Annotated in this window: 16 protein-coding genes and 1 tRNA gene; 14 read left to right on the top strand and 3 right to left on the bottom strand. The window is 53.7% G+C overall.

The window, feature by feature from the left end:
- Positions 1 to 204 precede the first annotated feature (204 nt).
- The 4 genes from efeU (at position 205) to phoH (ending at position 4,801) form a co-directional block, all read left to right on the top strand.
- Entirely contained in the window at positions 205 to 1,035 is an 831-nt protein-coding gene (gene efeU / locus HMPREF3178_RS28700; protein ID WP_017146148.1) for an iron uptake transporter permease EfeU, read from the top strand.
- A 55-nt stretch (positions 1,036 to 1,090) separates the two neighbouring features.
- Positions 1,091 to 2,218 carry an iron uptake system protein EfeO gene (gene efeO, locus HMPREF3178_RS28695; protein ID WP_017146147.1) on the top strand — a complete coding sequence of 376 codons (1,128 nt, stop codon included), beginning with the start codon at positions 1,091 to 1,093 and terminating at the stop codon, positions 2,216 to 2,218.
- Between the two features lie 4 nt (positions 2,219 to 2,222).
- Entirely contained in the window at positions 2,223 to 3,503 is a 1,281-nt protein-coding gene (gene efeB, locus HMPREF3178_RS28690; RefSeq protein ID WP_017146146.1) for an iron uptake transporter deferrochelatase/peroxidase subunit, read from the top strand.
- A gap of 509 nt (positions 3,504 to 4,012) precedes the next feature.
- The gene (gene phoH / locus HMPREF3178_RS28685) at positions 4,013 to 4,801 is read left to right on the top strand and encodes a phosphate starvation-inducible protein PhoH (protein ID WP_017146145.1); all 789 of its coding nucleotides are present in this window, start codon (positions 4,013 to 4,015) and stop codon (positions 4,799 to 4,801) included.
- 50 nt (positions 4,802 to 4,851) lie between these two features.
- Here phoH and HMPREF3178_RS28680 read toward each other — a convergent pair whose 3' ends face one another.
- The gene (locus HMPREF3178_RS28680) at positions 4,852 to 5,145 is read right to left on the bottom strand and encodes a YciI family protein (RefSeq protein WP_004112116.1); all 294 of its coding nucleotides are present in this window, start codon (positions 5,143 to 5,145) and stop codon (positions 4,852 to 4,854) included.
- A gap of 96 nt (positions 5,146 to 5,241) precedes the next feature.
- Here HMPREF3178_RS28680 and HMPREF3178_RS28675 point away from each other — a divergent pair, with 96 nt between their 5' ends.
- Positions 5,242 to 5,952, top strand: a complete 711-nt coding sequence (locus tag HMPREF3178_RS28675; RefSeq protein ID WP_017146144.1) for a hypothetical protein — start codon at positions 5,242 to 5,244, stop codon at positions 5,950 to 5,952.
- 139 nt (positions 5,953 to 6,091) lie between these two features.
- On the opposite strand, the gene HMPREF3178_RS28670 is transcribed toward HMPREF3178_RS28675, so the two are convergent.
- Positions 6,092 to 6,179: transfer RNA gene (locus tag HMPREF3178_RS28670), tRNA-Ser, on the bottom strand.
- A gap of 268 nt (positions 6,180 to 6,447) precedes the next feature.
- On the opposite strand from HMPREF3178_RS28670, the gene ghrA reads away from it, so the two are divergent.
- From ghrA to HMPREF3178_RS28635, 7 genes are all read left to right on the top strand, one after another.
- Positions 6,448 to 7,386: a glyoxylate/hydroxypyruvate reductase GhrA gene (gene ghrA / locus HMPREF3178_RS28665; RefSeq protein WP_017146140.1), complete on the top strand. Its 939-nt coding sequence runs from the start codon at positions 6,448 to 6,450 to the stop codon at positions 7,384 to 7,386.
- An 85-nt stretch (positions 7,387 to 7,471) separates the two neighbouring features.
- Entirely contained in the window at positions 7,472 to 8,209 is a 738-nt protein-coding gene (locus HMPREF3178_RS28660; protein ID WP_004101016.1) for a phosphatase, read from the top strand.
- 22 nt (positions 8,210 to 8,231) lie between these two features.
- Positions 8,232 to 8,786 carry a TorD/DmsD family molecular chaperone gene (locus tag HMPREF3178_RS28655; RefSeq protein WP_004101018.1) on the top strand — a complete coding sequence of 185 codons (555 nt, stop codon included), beginning with the start codon at positions 8,232 to 8,234 and terminating at the stop codon, positions 8,784 to 8,786.
- 103 nt (positions 8,787 to 8,889) lie between these two features.
- Complete coding sequence (locus HMPREF3178_RS28650) at positions 8,890 to 9,372, top strand: DUF1097 domain-containing protein (RefSeq protein WP_026055849.1); 483 nt, start codon at positions 8,890 to 8,892, stop codon at positions 9,370 to 9,372.
- A gap of 316 nt (positions 9,373 to 9,688) precedes the next feature.
- Positions 9,689 to 9,994 carry a type 1 fimbrial protein gene (locus tag HMPREF3178_RS28645; protein WP_017146138.1) on the top strand — a complete coding sequence of 102 codons (306 nt, stop codon included), beginning with the start codon at positions 9,689 to 9,691 and terminating at the stop codon, positions 9,992 to 9,994.
- Positions 9,995 to 10,085: 91 nt separating this feature from the next.
- Positions 10,086 to 10,640, top strand: a complete 555-nt coding sequence (gene ymdB, locus HMPREF3178_RS28640) for an O-acetyl-ADP-ribose deacetylase (protein WP_004112127.1) — start codon at positions 10,086 to 10,088, stop codon at positions 10,638 to 10,640.
- 46 nt (positions 10,641 to 10,686) lie between these two features.
- Entirely contained in the window at positions 10,687 to 11,277 is a 591-nt protein-coding gene (locus HMPREF3178_RS28635) for a TetR/AcrR family transcriptional regulator (protein ID WP_017146137.1), read from the top strand.
- A 35-nt stretch (positions 11,278 to 11,312) separates the two neighbouring features.
- Here HMPREF3178_RS28635 and mdoC read toward each other — a convergent pair whose 3' ends face one another.
- Entirely contained in the window at positions 11,313 to 12,473 is a 1,161-nt protein-coding gene (gene mdoC / locus HMPREF3178_RS28630) for a glucans biosynthesis protein MdoC (RefSeq protein ID WP_070585664.1), read from the bottom strand.
- A 252-nt stretch (positions 12,474 to 12,725) separates the two neighbouring features.
- Between mdoC and mdoG the strand changes: the two genes are divergently transcribed.
- Both mdoG and mdoH read left to right on the top strand, forming a co-directional pair.
- Complete coding sequence (gene mdoG, locus HMPREF3178_RS28625) at positions 12,726 to 14,279, top strand: glucans biosynthesis protein MdoG (protein WP_004101027.1); 1,554 nt, start codon at positions 12,726 to 12,728, stop codon at positions 14,277 to 14,279.
- Positions 14,272 to 16,800 carry a glucans biosynthesis glucosyltransferase MdoH gene (gene mdoH / locus HMPREF3178_RS28620; protein ID WP_017146135.1) on the top strand — a complete coding sequence of 843 codons (2,529 nt, stop codon included), beginning with the start codon at positions 14,272 to 14,274 and terminating at the stop codon, positions 16,798 to 16,800. Before mdoG ends, mdoH begins: the two co-directional genes overlap by 8 nt.
- The last annotated feature ends 19 nt before the right edge of the window (positions 16,801 to 16,819 follow it).

Genomic DNA, 16,819 nt, shown 5'->3' with positions numbered 1-16,819 from the left:
CAAAAAATCCCCTTATCCTGCAGGAATGCCTTAAGGCAGAGAAATAATTCCGTAGCTCATTATTTGTTAGCGATTAATTTACAAATCGTCATCATTCCCTACACATTTCACTTGTGTTTCTGATTATTGTAATGATAATCACTATCAGAAATATTTACCTAACTTTGCATCAATTGACTGCGGTTCACATTTAAGGGTTTTGGTATGTTTGTCCCATTTCTCATCATGTTACGTGAAGGCCTCGAGGCCGCGCTGATTGTCAGCCTGATTGCCAGCTATCTGAAACGCACCCAGCGCGGGAACTGGATTAGCGTTATGTGGATTGGCGTTTTCCTGGCGGCGGCGCTGTGCCTGGGGCTGGGGATCTTTATCAACGAAACGACCGGCGAATTCCCGCAACGCGAGCAGGAGTTATTCGAAGGCATTGTGGCGGTGGTGGCGGTGTGTATTCTGACCTGGATGGTCTTCTGGATGCGCAAAGTGTCGCGCAACGTCAAACAGCAGCTTGAACAGGCGGTTGATAATGCGCTTAAGCGCGGCAACCACCACGGCTGGGCGCTGGTGATGATGGTGTTTTTCGCCGTCGCTCGCGAAGGTCTGGAGTCCGTATTCTTCCTGCTGGCGGCGTTCCAGCAGGATGTGGGTATCTGGCCGCCCATCGGAGCGATGCTTGGGCTGGGAACGGCAATCGTTTTAGGATTCCTGATCTACTGGGGCGGTATCCGCATGAATCTCGGCGTCTTTTTCAAATGGACCAGCCTGTTTATTTTGCTGGTTGCCGCAGGTCTGGCGGCCGGGGCTATTCGCGCTTTCCATGAAGCCGGATTGTGGAACCATTTTCAGGACGTCGCCTTCGATCTCAGCAACGTGATTTCGACGCATACGCTCTTCGGGACGCTTCTGGAGGGGATTTTCGGCTATCAGGAAACGCCGACTATCAGCGAAGTGGCGGTCTACTTTATCTATTTGGTTCCGGCGCTGGTGCTGTTCGCGCTGCCGTCGGGCAATAACACCACCGCATCCCGAGCCGCGTAGTCGGGCATCGCGAATTCAAATAGTTACAACATACTTATCGAAAGGGATGGTCATCATGATGAATCATTTTCGTCGCACTGCGCTGCAGCTTACCGTTGCCGCGCTATTCAGCTCTGCATTTTACGCCCAGGCGGCCGATATTCCGCAGGTAAAAGTTACCGTTACTGATAAACAGTGCGAGCCAATGAACGTCACCGTCAAAGCGGGTAAAACTCAGTTCATCATTCAGAACCACAGCCAGAAAGCGCTGGAATGGGAGATCCTGAAAGGCGTGATGGTGGTTGAAGAGCGCGAGAATATTGCCCCCGGCTTTACGCAAAAGCTAACGGCAAACCTGCAGCCGGGTGAATATGATATGACCTGCGGCCTGCTGACTAACCCGAAAGGCAAACTGACGGTGACCGGAGAGGCGATCCAGGGTGCCGCGAAAGCCGATGCGCTGCTTAGCCTCGGCGAAGCGATTACCGCCTATAAAGCCTGGGTTAGCGCCGAGACTGCGCAACTGGTGAGCAGCACCAAAGCCTTTACCGATGCGGTGAAAGCAGGCGATATCGAGAAAGCAAAAGCGCTGTATGCGCCAACGCGTCAGCACTATGAACGTATCGAGCCGATCGCTGAGCTGTTCTCTGACCTTGATGGCAGCATTGACGCCCGCGAGGATGACTACGAGAAAAAAGCCGAAGATCCAAAATTCACCGGTTTCCACCGGCTGGAAAAAGCGCTGTTTGGCGATAACAGCGTCAAAGGCATGGATAAATACGCCGATCAACTGCACGCTGACGTTATTGAGCTGCAAAAACGCATCAGCGAGCTGGCGTTCCCGCCGTCAAAAGTGGTTGGCGGCGCAGCCGGTTTGATTGAAGAAGTGGCGGCCAGCAAAATCAGCGGTGAAGAAGATCGCTACAGCCATACCGACCTGTGGGACTTCCAGGCCAACATTGACGGCGCGCAGAAAATCGTCGACCTGCTGCGTCCGCAGCTGCAAAAAGAGAACAGCGCGCTGCTGGCAAAAGTGGATGCTAACTTCAAGAAAGTTGACGCCATCCTCGGTAAATACCGCACCAAAGAGGGTTTTGAGACCTACGACAAGCTGACGGATGCCGATCGTAACGCGCTGAAAGGCCCGATCACCACCCTTGCGGAAGATCTGGCCCAGCTGCGCGGGATCCTCGGTCTGGATTAAGTCGATGGCAGAGCAAAAATACCCTATCAATGAACCGTCGCGTCGGCGGTTACTCAAAGGGATCGGCGCGCTTGGTGGCGCGCTGGCCTTGACCGGTGGCTGCCCGGTGGCGCATGCGGCAAAAGAGAAAAGCTCACCGGGTACGGTCTCCCCCGATGCGCGCATGGAAGCGCAGCCGTTTTATGGTTTGCACCAGGCCGGCGTGCTGACGCCGCAGCAGGCATCGATGATGATCGTCGCATTTGATGTCCTCGCCGGTGATAAAGCGGATCTGGAAAGGCTGTTTCGTCTGCTGACCCAGCGGATCGCCTTTCTGACTAAGGGGGGGCCCGCGCCGGAGACGCCGAACCCGCGGCTGCCGCCGATGGACTCGGGCATTCTTGGGCCGTGGATCGCCCCGGATAACCTGACGATAACCGTTTCGGTGGGGCATTCGCTGTTTGACGAACGCTTCGGTCTGGCCAGCCATGCGCCGAAGAAGCTGCAAAAAATGACCCGTTTTCCTAACGACTCGCTGGATGCGGCGCTCTGTCACGGCGATCTGTTGCTGCAAATTTGCGCCAATACTCAGGATACGGTGATTCACGCGCTGCGGGATGTGATTAAACACACGCCGGATTTACTCAGCGTGCGCTGGAAGCGGGAGGGATTCATCTCCGATAGCGCCGCGCGCAGCAAGGGTAAAGAGACGCCGGTGAATCTGCTGGGCTTTAAAGACGGCACCGCGAATCCATTGAGTTCGGATACTGCGTTAATGGACAAGGTGGTGTGGGTAACCGCCGATCAGGGGGAACCGGCATGGGCGACGGGCGGTAGCTACCAGGCGGCGCGGATTATTCAGTTCCACGTTGAGTTTTGGGACCGCACGCCGCTGAAAGAGCAGCAGACCATTTTTGGCCGCGAAAAACTGACCGGAGCGCCGCTGGGGATGGAGCACGAGCACGATGTGCCCGATTACCGTAACGATCCTGACGGCGAAATCATTGCGCTCGACAGTCATATTCGGTTGGCCAACCCGCGCACTCCGGAAACGGCCTCCAGCCTGATGATGCGTCGGGGCTACAGTTATTCGCTGGGGGTCACGAATTCCGGCCAGCTGGATATGGGGCTGCTGTTTGTCTGCTATCAGTACGATCTGGAAAAAGGCTTCCTGACGGTGCAAAAGCGGCTGAACGGAGAAGCCCTGGAAGAGTACGTGAAGCCGATTGGCGGCGGATACTTTTTTGTTCTGCCGGGGGCCGTTGACCCTCAACATTACCTCGGTCAATCGTTAGTCGAAGCCTGACGTACCTGCCCTCCGGGGCAGGGCGTTTTCTGCTGTTTTTCCATTCATTTTTTGTATTTCCTGCCTTGTTTCATTTTTCTGTAATCTTATAGTCGGAAACTCTCCCGAGCCGCCTTGAGAATTATTTGTTGTCTGTATGTGAAAAATAAGTTGCGCTTAGAATTATTTCTGATGTACTTATTACAGACGCGGTAGTTCTCGGCAGCAGTATCGTTTCATTATGGAGATCGCGAATGCCCGATTGCTGTAACGGAAAACGTCAAACCCGATACCGTACTCATCAGCACGGAAGCCCCACTTCCGGCCGCGATTTTCTCACCGCCAAATCATCCCCCTCTATCACAGAATATCTGAACCCAGGCAAGGTTATCGGTGCGCGTAGCCGTGACCCTCTGCCAATTCGTCAGGCAAGCAATGGCTTACAAGGAAGCCAAACCTCAATCGTTAGTGCGCATAATCGCGTCGAACGTGGCGCGTGTGATGTAAACCAACAACGCAAGGTGCTATCCATGGGAAGACAAAAAGCAGTGACCAGAGCTCGTCGTGAGGCCAAACGTGTGCTGAGACAGGATTCGCGAAGCCATAAGCAGCGCGAAGAAGAATCGGTCACATCGCTTGTGCAAATGAGTGGCGTAGAAGCCATTGGCATGGCGCGGGATAGCCGCGATCTATCGCCAATTGAAGCGCGCAATGAGGCTCAGGCGCATTATTTGAACGCCATCGACAATAAACAGCTGATCTTTGCCACGGGCGAGGCCGGGTGCGGTAAGACCTGGATTAGCGCGGCGAAAGCTGCTGAAGCCCTGATTCATAAAGATGTGGACAGAATTATTGTTACCCGTCCCGTTCTGCAGGCCGACGAAGACCTCGGCTTCTTACCGGGAGATATCGCCGAGAAGTTTGCTCCCTATTTCCGCCCGGTTTATGACGTGCTGGTGAGAAGGCTGGGGGCTTCCTTTATGCAATACTGCCTGCGCCCGGAAATCGGCAAGGTGGAAATCGCGCCGTTCGCCTATATGCGCGGACGTACATTTGAAAATGCGGTGGTGATTCTGGACGAGGCCCAGAACGTGACCGCGGCGCAAATGAAAATGTTTTTGACCCGCCTCGGGGAGAATGTGACGGTTATCGTCAACGGCGACATCACCCAGTGCGATTTACCTTCAGGCGTGCGGTCGGGTCTGGCCGATGCGCTGGCGCGTTTTGAGGAAGATGAAATGGTGGGGATCGTGCGCTTTACGACGGACGATTGCGTGCGTTCGATGCTTTGCCAGCGCGCGTTGAAAGCCTACTACTGATAGTTTCTTAGTCTGCAAAGCCCGGGAAACCGGGCTTTGTTTTTGCTTAATTACAGCAAGGCCTGCAGTGAAGGGCTGGTCATCGTGGCTTCAAAGGGAATGATATCAGCCTTCGCGACGCCAGATTGCTGAAAGGGGTCCAGGCTTAACCGATTTTGCAGCGCAGCCATATCATCGCCTTTAGCCAGAATCACGCCTCCGGACCTGGGGATTTTACGCCCCGACGCGAGAAATATTCCCTCAGCATACCCTTGCTTAAGCCATTCCACGTGTGCGGCAAGCTGGGCATCTACTTCTTCAAGCGGTTTAATGTAAGTCAGAACAACAACGGCAATAGTGCTCATATTCCTTCCTGGATAGTGAGTGGTAACGCTTCGGCAGTTTATCATTAGCGTGGATAGTGTTTCAGGCTCTTTTATCACCTTTAGCAGGAGTGCGCTATGAATGAAAATAACAGCGGTTTGCTGAACTATATTGAATTGCTTAAGTCGCATGAAGCGGCTTTAAAAAACAAATTACTCGCCGGCGATAAAAGTAAATCTGACCGGTGGCTATTTATCGGGTTAGAGGGGATGGTTCTGGTTTCCTTTGGCGCAATGGGCGGGTATATGCTGATCAAGCCCTCAGGCCGCTGGCTTATTGATTTGTCGATCGTACTCATAGCACTTTCCTATGTAGTGCTGATTCTCATGCCAATCATTAAAATCTACCAGCAGCGAAACACGATAAAATACTTCTTCACCATGCCGCTCAGCGCCAGCGTAGAACAAAATATTAAAAAAGAGGCCTTAACCGACGAGCGTTTTCTTGCGGATTTTGTACGCTTAGGCAAGCCTACCCTGGAGTTGGGGCTGCTCGAGATAAAGCACGAACGTGAGTTTCTGAGTAAAAGAATCAATCTTATTGTCGGCCCCGTCGATAAACTTGGTATTCTGCCAGGGATAATCTCTATGGTTATTACGTTAGCAAAACCTGTAGCAGGTCATGATTGGGTTATGGGGCTGGCATATGGCTATATCGGTCTGGTCGTTCTCTCTTTGTCGTTTATAAATTTATTGGTGAAGTACGACCGCGTCATATCGTTAACCGAGGTTGCTCTTTCGCGCTGCGATGAAGTGAAGGGCGATGTGCAGGGGTTAGGGCGGTCATAAAATGGCGGTGAATGATATGTAGCGAGAAGGATGGCCGCGCCGTGACTCTATTTCGGCCGGTCGGGGCTTCTCATCCCCCCGGTGGCGTGCAATAGACGAAAAAAAAGCCCGTACTTGCGTACGAGCTCTTCTTAAAATATGGCGGTGAGGGGGGGATTCGAACCCCCGATACGTTGCCGTATACACACTTTCCAGGCGTGCTCCTTCAGCCACTCGGACACCTCACCATATTTTCTTTCCCGTTATTGTCGGGAACGGGCGCTAATTTAGGGAAATACGTATCGCCCGTCAATCAACTTTTTAAAAAAATCGCGCGTTTAGCCAAACTTCAAGCAACTTGCTCCTTAAACGCGCGAGAATCGTTTTTTTTGTCACCATTCTCTTTTTCACACGCTCCCCGAACGAAATTTGCTATGCTGGCAAACCAATAGAAAACAACGAGTAAAACGCGGCGCTAACCTAACCTGCCTGTAGCGTCGGCTATCAGGAGCCTTTATGGATATCATTTTTTACCACCCGACCTTTGACACCCCTTTCTGGATTGCGGAACTGGAAAAACAGCTCCCCGGCGCGCGAGTTCGCGAGTGGAAATCCGGCGATGAACAACCCGCTGACTATGCGCTGGTCTGGCATCCGCCGGTAGAAATGCTGCAAGGCCGCGATTTAAAAGCCGTCTTTGCTCTTGGCGCCGGCGTCGATTCCATCCTGAGCAAACTGCGTGAGCATCCGGAAATGCTGCCGTTGTCGACGCCACTATTCCGTCTGGAAGACACCGGCATGGGATTACAAATGCAAGAGTATGCGGTGAGCCAGGTGCTGCACTGGTTCCGTCGTTTTGATGACTATCAGGCTTTAAAGCAAGAAGCGCGCTGGCAGCCGCTGGAGGAGTATCAGCGCGAAGACTTTCCCATCGGGATTATGGGGGCGGGCGTGCTTGGCGCAAAGGTCGCCGAAGCTCTGCAGTACTGGGGATTCCCGCTACGCATCTGGAGCCGCAGCCGCAAATCCTGGCCGCAGGTCACCAGCTTTGCCGGGGAAAAGGAGCTGAACGCCTTCCTGAACGGAACACGAGTGCTGATTAACCTGTTGCCCAACACGGCGGAAACCGTGGGAATTATTAACAGCTCGCGCCTGGCGCAGCTGCCGGATAATAGCTATGTGCTGAATCTGGCCCGCGGAGTACATGTGGTTGAAGACGATCTGCTGGACGCGTTGAATAGCGGTAAGTTGAAAGGCGCGATGCTGGATGTTTTCAGCCGTGAACCGCTGCCCGAAGCGAGCCTGCTGTGGCGCCATCCGCGCGTGGCAATGACGCCCCACGTGGCGGCCGTTACCCGGCCTCTGGAAGCCATTGCTTTTATCGCCAAAACCATCGGTCAAATGGAACGGGGTGAAACGGTCAGCGGGCAGGTCGATCGCCAGCTGGGATACTAAGCGTCAGCCCCGCCTGCGCGGGGTTTTTGCTGCTCTCAGGCGCAGATTCCTGCTATTCTTGCCACAAACAGAGAAGGAGATTGTGATGTATCCTGTTGACCTGCACATGCATACCGTCGCCAGCACCCACGCTTACAGTACCCTGCACGACTACATTGCGGAAGCCAAGCGCAAGGGGATCAAACTCTTTGCCATTACCGATCACGGGCCAGATATGGCCGATGCGCCGCACCACTGGCATTTTATCAATATGCGTATCTGGCCGCGTCTGGTGGATGGCGTTGGTATTCTGCGCGGTATTGAAGCCAACATTAAAAATACCCAGGGCGAAATAGACTGTACCGGCCCGATGCTCAATTCGCTGGACCTGATTATTGCTGGCTTTCACGAGCCGGTGTTTCCTCCGCAGGATAAAGCCACGAATACTGAGGCCATGATCGCCACCATCGCGAGCGGTACGGTGCATATCATCAGCCATCCGGGGAACCCGAAATTTCCCGTTGATATTCCGGCTATTGCCGCCGCCGCGGCGAAGCACCATGTGGCGCTGGAAATCAATAACTCATCTTTTGTCTCGTCACGCATTGGCAGTGAAGATAATTGCCGTGCCGTCGCGGCGGCCGTACGGGATGCCGGCGGTTGGGTGGCGTTGGGCTCAGATTCTCATACGGCATTCACGCTCGGTGATTTTACCGAATGCCGTAAAATCCTTGATGCCGTAGATTTTCCGCAAGAGCGGATTCTAAACGTGACGCCCCGGCGTCTGCTTAATTTCCTTGAATCGCGTGGGATGCCAGCGATTGCGGAATTTGCTGAACTTTAATTTGAATAACTGGAATAACTGAATGAACGAGTTTTCAATCCTCTGCCGCGTGCTGGGCTCTCTCTATTACCGTCAGCCGCAGGATCCGCTGCTGGTTCCGCTATTTACCCTTATTCGCGAAGGGAAGCTGGCGGCAAGCTGGCCGCTGGAGCAGGATGAACTGCTGGAGCGCCTGCAAAAGAGCTGCGATATGCAGGCTCTGGCTGCTGACTACAACGCGTTGTTTGTCGGTGAAGAGTGCAGTGTAGCGCCATTTCGTCGCGCATGGGTAGAGGGCGCTACGGAAGCTGAAGTTCGAGCTTTCCTCAGCGCGCATGGCGTTCCCACGGGTGAGGGCGCGGCGGATCACTTAGGATCCTTACTGCTGGCCGCATCCTGGCTGGAAGATCACGCGGCAGAAGATGAAAGCGAAGTTCTGGAAACGCTGTTTGCTGAGTATATTCTCCCCTGGTGCGGCGCATTCCTTGGCAAGGTTGAAGCGCATGCGACTACGCCGTTCTGGCGCACGATGGCTCCGCTAACTCGTGAAGCGCTTTCAGCCATGTGGGATGAACTCCAGGAAGAAGGTGAACAATAAATTGTGATTTAAATCACAATTAAAATGCAACGAGTGATTTCTTAATTCATTTAGTGTGTTCCATATCTCATTTGGCCGGCGCGTTTCTGCTATGATACGCGCCATGAACATACTCTTCGCAATCGCATTAACGACGGGCTTACTCTCTGCAATTTGGGGATGGGTAGCGGTCGCACTGGGTCTGCTGAGCTGGGCGGGATTTCTCGGCTGTACGGCTTACTTTGCCTGTCCGCAAGGTGGGTTAAAAGGGCTGGTTATTTCCACCTGTACGGTAATGAGCGGCGTAGCGTGGGCGCTGGTGATTATTCACGGTAGCGCGCTGGCGCCTCAGCTGGAAATAGTGAGCTACATCATGACCGGTATCGTGGCGTTTATGATGTGCATTCAGGCGCGCCAGCTATTACTCTCTTTTGTGCCGGGCACCTTTATCGGCGCCTGTGCGACCTTTGCCGCCAGCGGCGACTGGCGTTTGGTTTTACCTTCACTGGCGCTGGGGCTGGTCTTTGGCTACGCCATGAAAAATAGCGGCCTGTGGCTGGCGACGCGGGCGGAAAAGAATAAATCCCTGGCTAACGAAAGTCGTTAACCGCGCTTCGCTCATACTGCTTCTAAACCTTCCCTGTATTCATGTGTTAAAAGAGCCCTACGGGCTCTTTTGCTGTTTTTGGCAGAATATCGTCCATAGCCTTCTCCTTCCTTAGTTTATTTTCCTCTATAAATCAGCACGATAAGCTGTACTGATAGTCAGTGAATCGATTTTGTAATCATATTTATATAAATGCTGGTTATTTGTTTTTAAAATGTTAATACAATTGGGCTGAGGTAAAAAAATGTAACTCGATGCGCTCATGGATGGCTGTGCTTTTTTTAATAGCTAGACCAACAAGCAGAGGGGTTTTACAATGAAAACAATTAGATACATATCACTTGCGGCCCTGTTTTTTTTACCCACGAGTTTCAGCCCGGCGATTGCCGAACAGACAGTCGCCGGTGTTATTCATTTCTATGGAAAAGTTGTGGAAGCGCCCTGTCAGCTCAATGCTATCAAGAATCAGGTGGTGATGGATTGTCCGAGGGCGGAAACGGTGCGGATCTCTGCCCGTCAGCTGGAGAAAGGGGATGTTCACAATGAAAATATCCGTTCCGCGCAGTTGAGATATATTAACCCACAACGGACACTCGCTATTCTGGACGTTGATTATCGCTAACCTCCGGCGCCCCCATGCTTTCGTCCCGGGGGCGATCGTGCCATATTATCCTCGTTTATCTATTTCAAGACGCATGCCGACAGGAGGAGAAATGGCTGTTCAACCTGAGGTAATTCTCGGCGACATTACCACGCTGGCGGTCGACGTTATCGTCAATGCAGCAAACCCTTCGCTGCTGGGCGGAGGAGGCGTAGACGGCGCAATTCACCGCGCAGCAGGCCCGGATCTGCTGGCTGCCTGCAAAGTTGTGCGCCAGCAGCAGGGGGAGTGTCCGCCGGGCCATGCGGTGATAACGACGGCAGGAAATCTGCCCGCCAGCGCGGTCATTCATGCCGTCGGGCCGATCTGGCACGGTGGTGACAGGCAGGAGGCGGAATTACTGGCGGACGCCTATAAAAATAGCCTGCAGCTGGCCTCGGCGAACAATTACCGCTCTATTGCTTTCCCCGCTATCAGCACCGGCGTTTACGGCTACCCTAAACACGCTGCCGCCGAGATAGCCATTAATACGGTGAATGCATTTCTTACTCGCTACCATCCTCTGGAACGCGTTTGTTTCGTCTGCTTTGATGCCGAAACCGCCAGTATCTATAACCGATTACTGGAGGAGAGTCGGGCACAACTCGGTCGCCATAATAAGTTATGATAGCTTCCTCCGATCGCGGGGATCCATCATGACAGGAGATTTATCGGTGGCTGAAGGGAAGGTTCTACAAAAACAACGGCTTCGCCGGACGGAGATTGTGGTCGCGGCGCAAAAATGCTTTGCTGAAAAGGGCCTGCACGGCGCCTCAGTGGCGGATATCGCGCGCCGGGCTGGTCTGAGCGTCGGCCAGCTTTATCGTGTTTTTGCCAGTAAAGAAGAGATTATCGAAGTCATCGTCAGCGAGATCGTGAATGCCAGAGTTGGCGAGATGGTTGCCGGGAATCATGATTTGGCCCGCATGGCGTCGGTTTTAGCCGGCGCGATCCCGGCGAGCGAGAATACGAAAAATGATAATTATCTGCTAATGGAGATTAACGCCGAAGCCTCCCGAAATCCGCGCCTGCGAGAAATCATGAACCAGGCCGATCGACGCCTGAAGGAAGAGGGGGGAAAACTTACCCGGCACTACCACCCCGAAATGACCGCTGAACAGATTAGCGTCGCCTGCGAATTTATCGCGATATTAACCGAAGGGGCGGCGTATCGCTGCGACCTGGCGACTGCCCCGACGGTGGATAAAGCGGCGATGGAAACGCTTTATCGCGATGTCTTTAACCTGGTGTTCACGCGAAAATAGCGCTGCTGTGCTCAGATAGCGCAGCAGCGTAATTTTTAACCGGCAGAAGTCTGCGGCTTCGCCGTTTTTTGCTGGAATTTTCCGGAAAAAAGAAAGCGCAACAGCGGTATTCGCAGGTGGATTTCATACAGGACCAGCGCAATAACCACCACAAATACCAGCCCGGTAATAAATCCCAGCGTATTGGACTTAATTATCGGCGTGATCCACGCCCCGTAGAGCAGAGTCAACGGATGGTGCACTAAATAGATAAACAGCGATGCGTTGACGAAATAGGTTACCCGCGCGGACTGGAAATTTAGCAGACGGTGGCCAAACGAAAAGACCACGTTGACCATCCATAGCCCCAGCACCATGGTAATGACGGATTCTGTTTCATACATCCAGCCATCGCCGGAACCGTACTGCTGATTCAGACGATAGGCGATAAAACCCAGTAGCGCTGCGGTATAGCACCAGGGGGAGGGCGTAGTGAACATGAGCTTCAGGCGTGAATTGATAAACGTCTGCGCGCCGAGAATAAAGAAAGGCAGATAAAACAGCGTCTGCATAACGACGAAATTGAACAGGCCGTTGCTGAGAATGGGCGGGTAAAGAATAAAAAGGGTGCGGCGAATGACCGCATACAGCACGCCCAGGGCAAGAAAAATCATCGATAGCTGACCTAATGTGACGGTGTCACCGAAGGTTGGCGCAGCGGCAGAACGCTGGCGCGTCAGCCATTTAAACATCACCACGCCCAACGAGGTCAGGACCACCAGGACGAGCAGAAACCACAGGTGGGAAATCAGCTCCCAGGCAAGGGTATTGAATTTGTCATAGCCTGAAAGCGTGTGCCAGTTTTCCGCTTTTCCGTTAACGTACTGCAGCATAATAAACTGTGGCAACGTCAAAAGAGGGATGGCAGTTAACATGGGAATGCCTACCCGCTCAACGCGAACTTTCCACCATTTCTTCAGCGGATAGCGTAGAAAAAGCATGTAGGAAAAATAGCCGGAAATAACAAAGAAGACCTGCATGCGAAAGGCATGGATGAAGTCGTTGAACAACGTCAACCACCACGACGGCTCTGCGCTGTTGACGTGCCAGCTGTGGCTGGAGTAAATAAGCGAGATGTGAAAAGGGATCCCCAACAGCATCAGCCAGGCGCGGATGCTATCGAAAAAATATTCACGCTGTACCGGAGTATTATTCATACAATATCACTACATTCTCAGACAAATCGTCTTATCACTCAACGTGATAACGTTTAAATTCTCTGCAACCCTACATGAACTCTGGTTATCTGTCTCCAGGATAAGCACGCAAAGTGCAATCGGGGCAGTGAACTGCGTATTCCCTGTGCCGCCAGGCCGAACAATGCAGGGATTATGTTGTCGGAATGCCTGAGTTTCCATTAAAATAGATCGGATCGATTTAAGCACACAAAGGGGGAAGTGCTTACTTATATGAAACATAAACCACAGATGATGAAAATGCGTTGGTTAAGCGCAGCCGTAATGTTGTCCCTGTGTACTTCATCTGCATGGGCATTCAGCATTGATGACGTCGCAAAAGAGGCACAAACGTTAGCCGGCAAAGGCTTTGAAGCGCCTAAAAGTAACCTGCCCTCTGCCTTCCGCGATATGAAGTATGCGGACTATCAGCAAATTCAGTTTAATCACGACAAAGCTTATTGGAATAATCTGAAAAGCCCATTCAAGCTCGAGTTTTATCACCAGGGGATGTATTTCGATACGCCGGTCACCATTAATGAAGTGACGGCAACCAGCGTACGTAAAATTAAATATAGCCCGGACTATTTTAATTTTGGCAACGTCCAGCACGACAAAGACACGGTTAAAGACCTCGGCTTTGCGGGCTTCAAAGTCCTGTATCCGATCAACAGCAAAGACAAGAATGATGAAATCGTCAGCATGCTCGGAGCCAGCTATTTCCGCGTGCTTGGCCAGGGTCAGGTATACGGTCTTTCCGCTCGTGGGCTGGCGATTGATACCGCGCTGCCTTCCGGCGAAGAGTTCCCGCGTTTTCGTGAGTTCTGGATTGAGCGTCCAAAAGCGACCGATAAACGCCTGACGATTTACGCCCTGCTTGATTCCCCGCGCGCAACTGGCGCCTATCGTTTCGTGATTATGCCCGGCCGCGACACCGTAGTGGACGTGCAGTCTAAGGTCTATCTGCGCGACAAAGTCGGCAAGCTCGGCGTGGCGCCGTTGACCAGTATGTTCCTGTTTGGGCCACATCAGCCGTCGCCGACCACGAACTATCGTCCGGCGCTGCATGACTCCAACGGCCTGTCCATCCTGGCCGGCAACGGCGAGTGGATCTGGCGTCCGCTGAATAATCCAAAACATCTTGCCGTCAGCAGCTATGCGATGGAAAACCCGCAGGGCTTTGGCCTGCTGCAGCGTGGTCGCCAGTTCTCCCGTTTTGAAGATCTCGATGACCGCTACGATCTGCGCCCCAGCGCATGGATTACGCCGAAAGGTGATTGGGGTAAGGGCAAAATCGAACTGGTCGAAATCCCGACCAATGATGAAACCAACGATAACATCGTCACCTACTGGACGCCCGATCAGCTGCCCGAACCCGGCAAAGAGATGAATTTCAAATACACCATCACTTTTAGCCGCGATGAAGACAAGCTGCACGCGCCGGATAACGCTTACGTTATGCAGACCCGCCGTTCTACCGGCGACGTCAAGCAATCGAACCTGATTCGCCAGCCTGATGGCACCATTGCCTTTATTGTCGATTTCACCGGCGCCGAGATGAAAAAGCTGCCCGCAGATACGCCAGTGACTGCCCAGGCCAGCATCGGCGATAACGCTGAAATCGTTGAAAACACCGTGCGTTATAACCCAGTGACTAAAGGCTGGCGTATGATCCTGCGCGTCAAAGTGAAAGATCCTAAGAAAACCACGGATATGCGCGCTGCGCTGGTCAATACCGACCAGACGCTGAGCGAAACCTGGAGCTATCAGCTGCCTGCCAATGAATAAGATAACGAAGTACATCGATGCATTGCCGCTGTCGGATGCAGAAAAGCGCGCGTTACCTGACGCGAGTCTGCAGGCCGTACATCAAGCACTGGACGCTGAACATCACGTTTATAAACGGGAAGATGACTCCCCGCTGGGGTCGGTGAAAGCCCGACTGGAGCATAGCTGGCCAGATTCACTGGCCGGTAATCAGCTGGTTAAGGATGATGAAGGGCGCACGCAGCTGAACGCCATGCCGAAAGCAAAACGTTCCTCTATGTTCCCGGACCCATGGCGTACTAACCCGGTCGGGCGCTTCTGGGATCGTCTGCGCGGACGCGATGTGACTCCGCGCTATCTCTCTCGCCTCAGTCAGGAGGAACAGGCGAGCGAGCAGAAATGGCGTACCGTCGGCTCTATTCGTCGCTATATTCTTCTGCTGCTCACCCTGGCGCAGACCGTCGTGGCGACCTGGTACATGAAAACCATTTTGCCTTACCAGGGCTGGGCGCTGATTAACCCGGCGGACATGGTGGGACAGAACCTGTGGATCTCCTTTATGCAGCTGCTGCCGTATGTGCTGCAGTCCGGGATCCTGATTCTTTTCGCCGTGCTTTTTTGTTGGGTTTCTGCGGGTTTCTGGACTGCGCTGATGGGCTTCCTGCAGCTACTTATCGGCCGCGATAAGTACAGTATCTCCGCGTCAACGGTCGGGAATGAGCCGTTGAATCCGGAGCATCGCACCGCGCTTATCATGCCTATCTGTAACGAAGACGTTGACCGCGTATTCGCGGGCCTGCGCGCGACCTGGGAGTCGGTAAAAGCCAGCGGTAATGCCGAGCACTTTGATGTCTATATCCTGAGCGATAGCTACAACCCGGACATCTGCGTGGCGGAGCAAAAAGCGTGGATGGAGCTGATTGCCGAAGTGCAGGGCGAAGGGCAGATCTTCTACCGCCGCCGCCGCCGCCGCGTGAAGCGTAAAAGCGGTAACATTGATGACTTCTGCCGTCGGTGGGGGAGCCAGTACAGCTATATGGTGGTGCTGGATGCCGACTCCGTAATGAGCGGTGAATGTCTGAGCGGCCTGGTGCGCCTCATGGAAGCGAACCCGAATGCCGGGATCATTCAGTCTTCACCCCGCGCGTCGGGTATGGATACGCTCTATGCGCGCTGCCAGCAGTTTGCTACCCGCGTCTACGGCCCGCTGTTTACCGCCGGTTTGCACTTCTGGCAGTTGGGGGAATCCCACTACTGGGGTCACAACGCGATTATCCGGGTGAAACCGTTTATTGAGCACTGCGCGCTGGCGCCGCTGCCGGGCGAGGGCAACTTCGCCGGGTCAATTCTGTCGCACGACTTCGTGGAAGCGGCGCTGATGCGTCGCGCCGGGTGGGGCGTATGGATTGCTTACGATCTTCCCGGCTCTTATGAAGAGCTGCCGCCAAACCTGCTGGACGAGCTGAAGCGCGATCGCCGCTGGTGTCAGGGTAACCTGATGAACTTCCGCCTGTTCCTGGTTAAAGGGATGCATCCGGTTCACCGTGCAGTGTTCCTGACCGGCGTGATGTCATACCTGTCGGCACCGCTGTGGTTTATGTTCCTTGCGCTCTCTACCGCTCTGCAGGTAGTGCATGCCTTGACCGAACCGCAGTACTTCCTGCAGCCGCGGCAGCTGTTCCCGGTCTGGCCGCAGTGGCGCCCGGAGCTGGCTATAGCCCTGTTTGCTTCGACCATGGTGCTGCTGTTCCTGCCGAAGCTGCTGAGCATTATTCTGGTTTGGTGTAAAGGGCCTAAAGAGTACGGTGGCTTTATCCGCGTCACGCTCTCTCTGCTGCTGGAGGTGCTGTTTTCGGTGCTGCTGGCGCCGGTACGTATGCTGTTCCATACCGTCTTTGTGGTCAGCGCGTTTCTCGGCTGGGAAGTGGTGTGGAACTCGCCGCAGCGTGACGATGACTCTACCCCATGGGGTGAAGCGTTTATGCGTCACGGATCACAGATGCTGTTGGGTCTGGTCTGGGCGGTGGGCATGGCATGGCTGGATCTGCGTTTCCTGTTCTGGCTGGCGCCGATCGTGGTCTCGCTGATTCTGTCGCCGTTCGTGTCGGCTATTTCCAGCCGCGCCACCATTGGCCTGCGCACTAAGCGCTGGAAGCTGTTCCTGATCCCGGAAGAGTACTCTCCGCCGCAGGTGCTAAAAGATACTGACGCTTACCTGACGCTGAACCGCCAGCGTTCTCTGGGCGATGGCTTTATGCATGCGGTATTCAACCCGTCGTTTAACGCGCTGGCAACAGCGATGGCTACCGCGCGCCACCGTCACGGGCATATTCTGGATATCGCTCGCGAACGTCACGTTGAACAGGCGCTGAACGAGACGCCGGATAAACTTAACCGCGATCGTCGTCTGGTCTTGCTGAGCGACCCGGTGACCATGTCGCGTATGCATTATCGCGTGTGGGCCGCTCCGGAGAAATACTCTTCGTGGGTGGCAGCTTATCAGCAGCTGACGCTGAATCCGCTGGCGTTAAAAACCAAGTAAGCCGTACCTTAAGGAAAAT

Origin of the sequence: Klebsiella sp. HMSC09D12, from assembly GCF_001808475.1 — a bacterium.
In the GTDB taxonomy this organism is placed as follows: Bacteria; Pseudomonadota; Gammaproteobacteria; order Enterobacterales; family Enterobacteriaceae; genus Klebsiella; species Klebsiella oxytoca.
The sequence above is the reverse complement of the archived record's forward strand: the minus strand, read 5'-3'. Positions and strand labels throughout refer to the sequence as shown.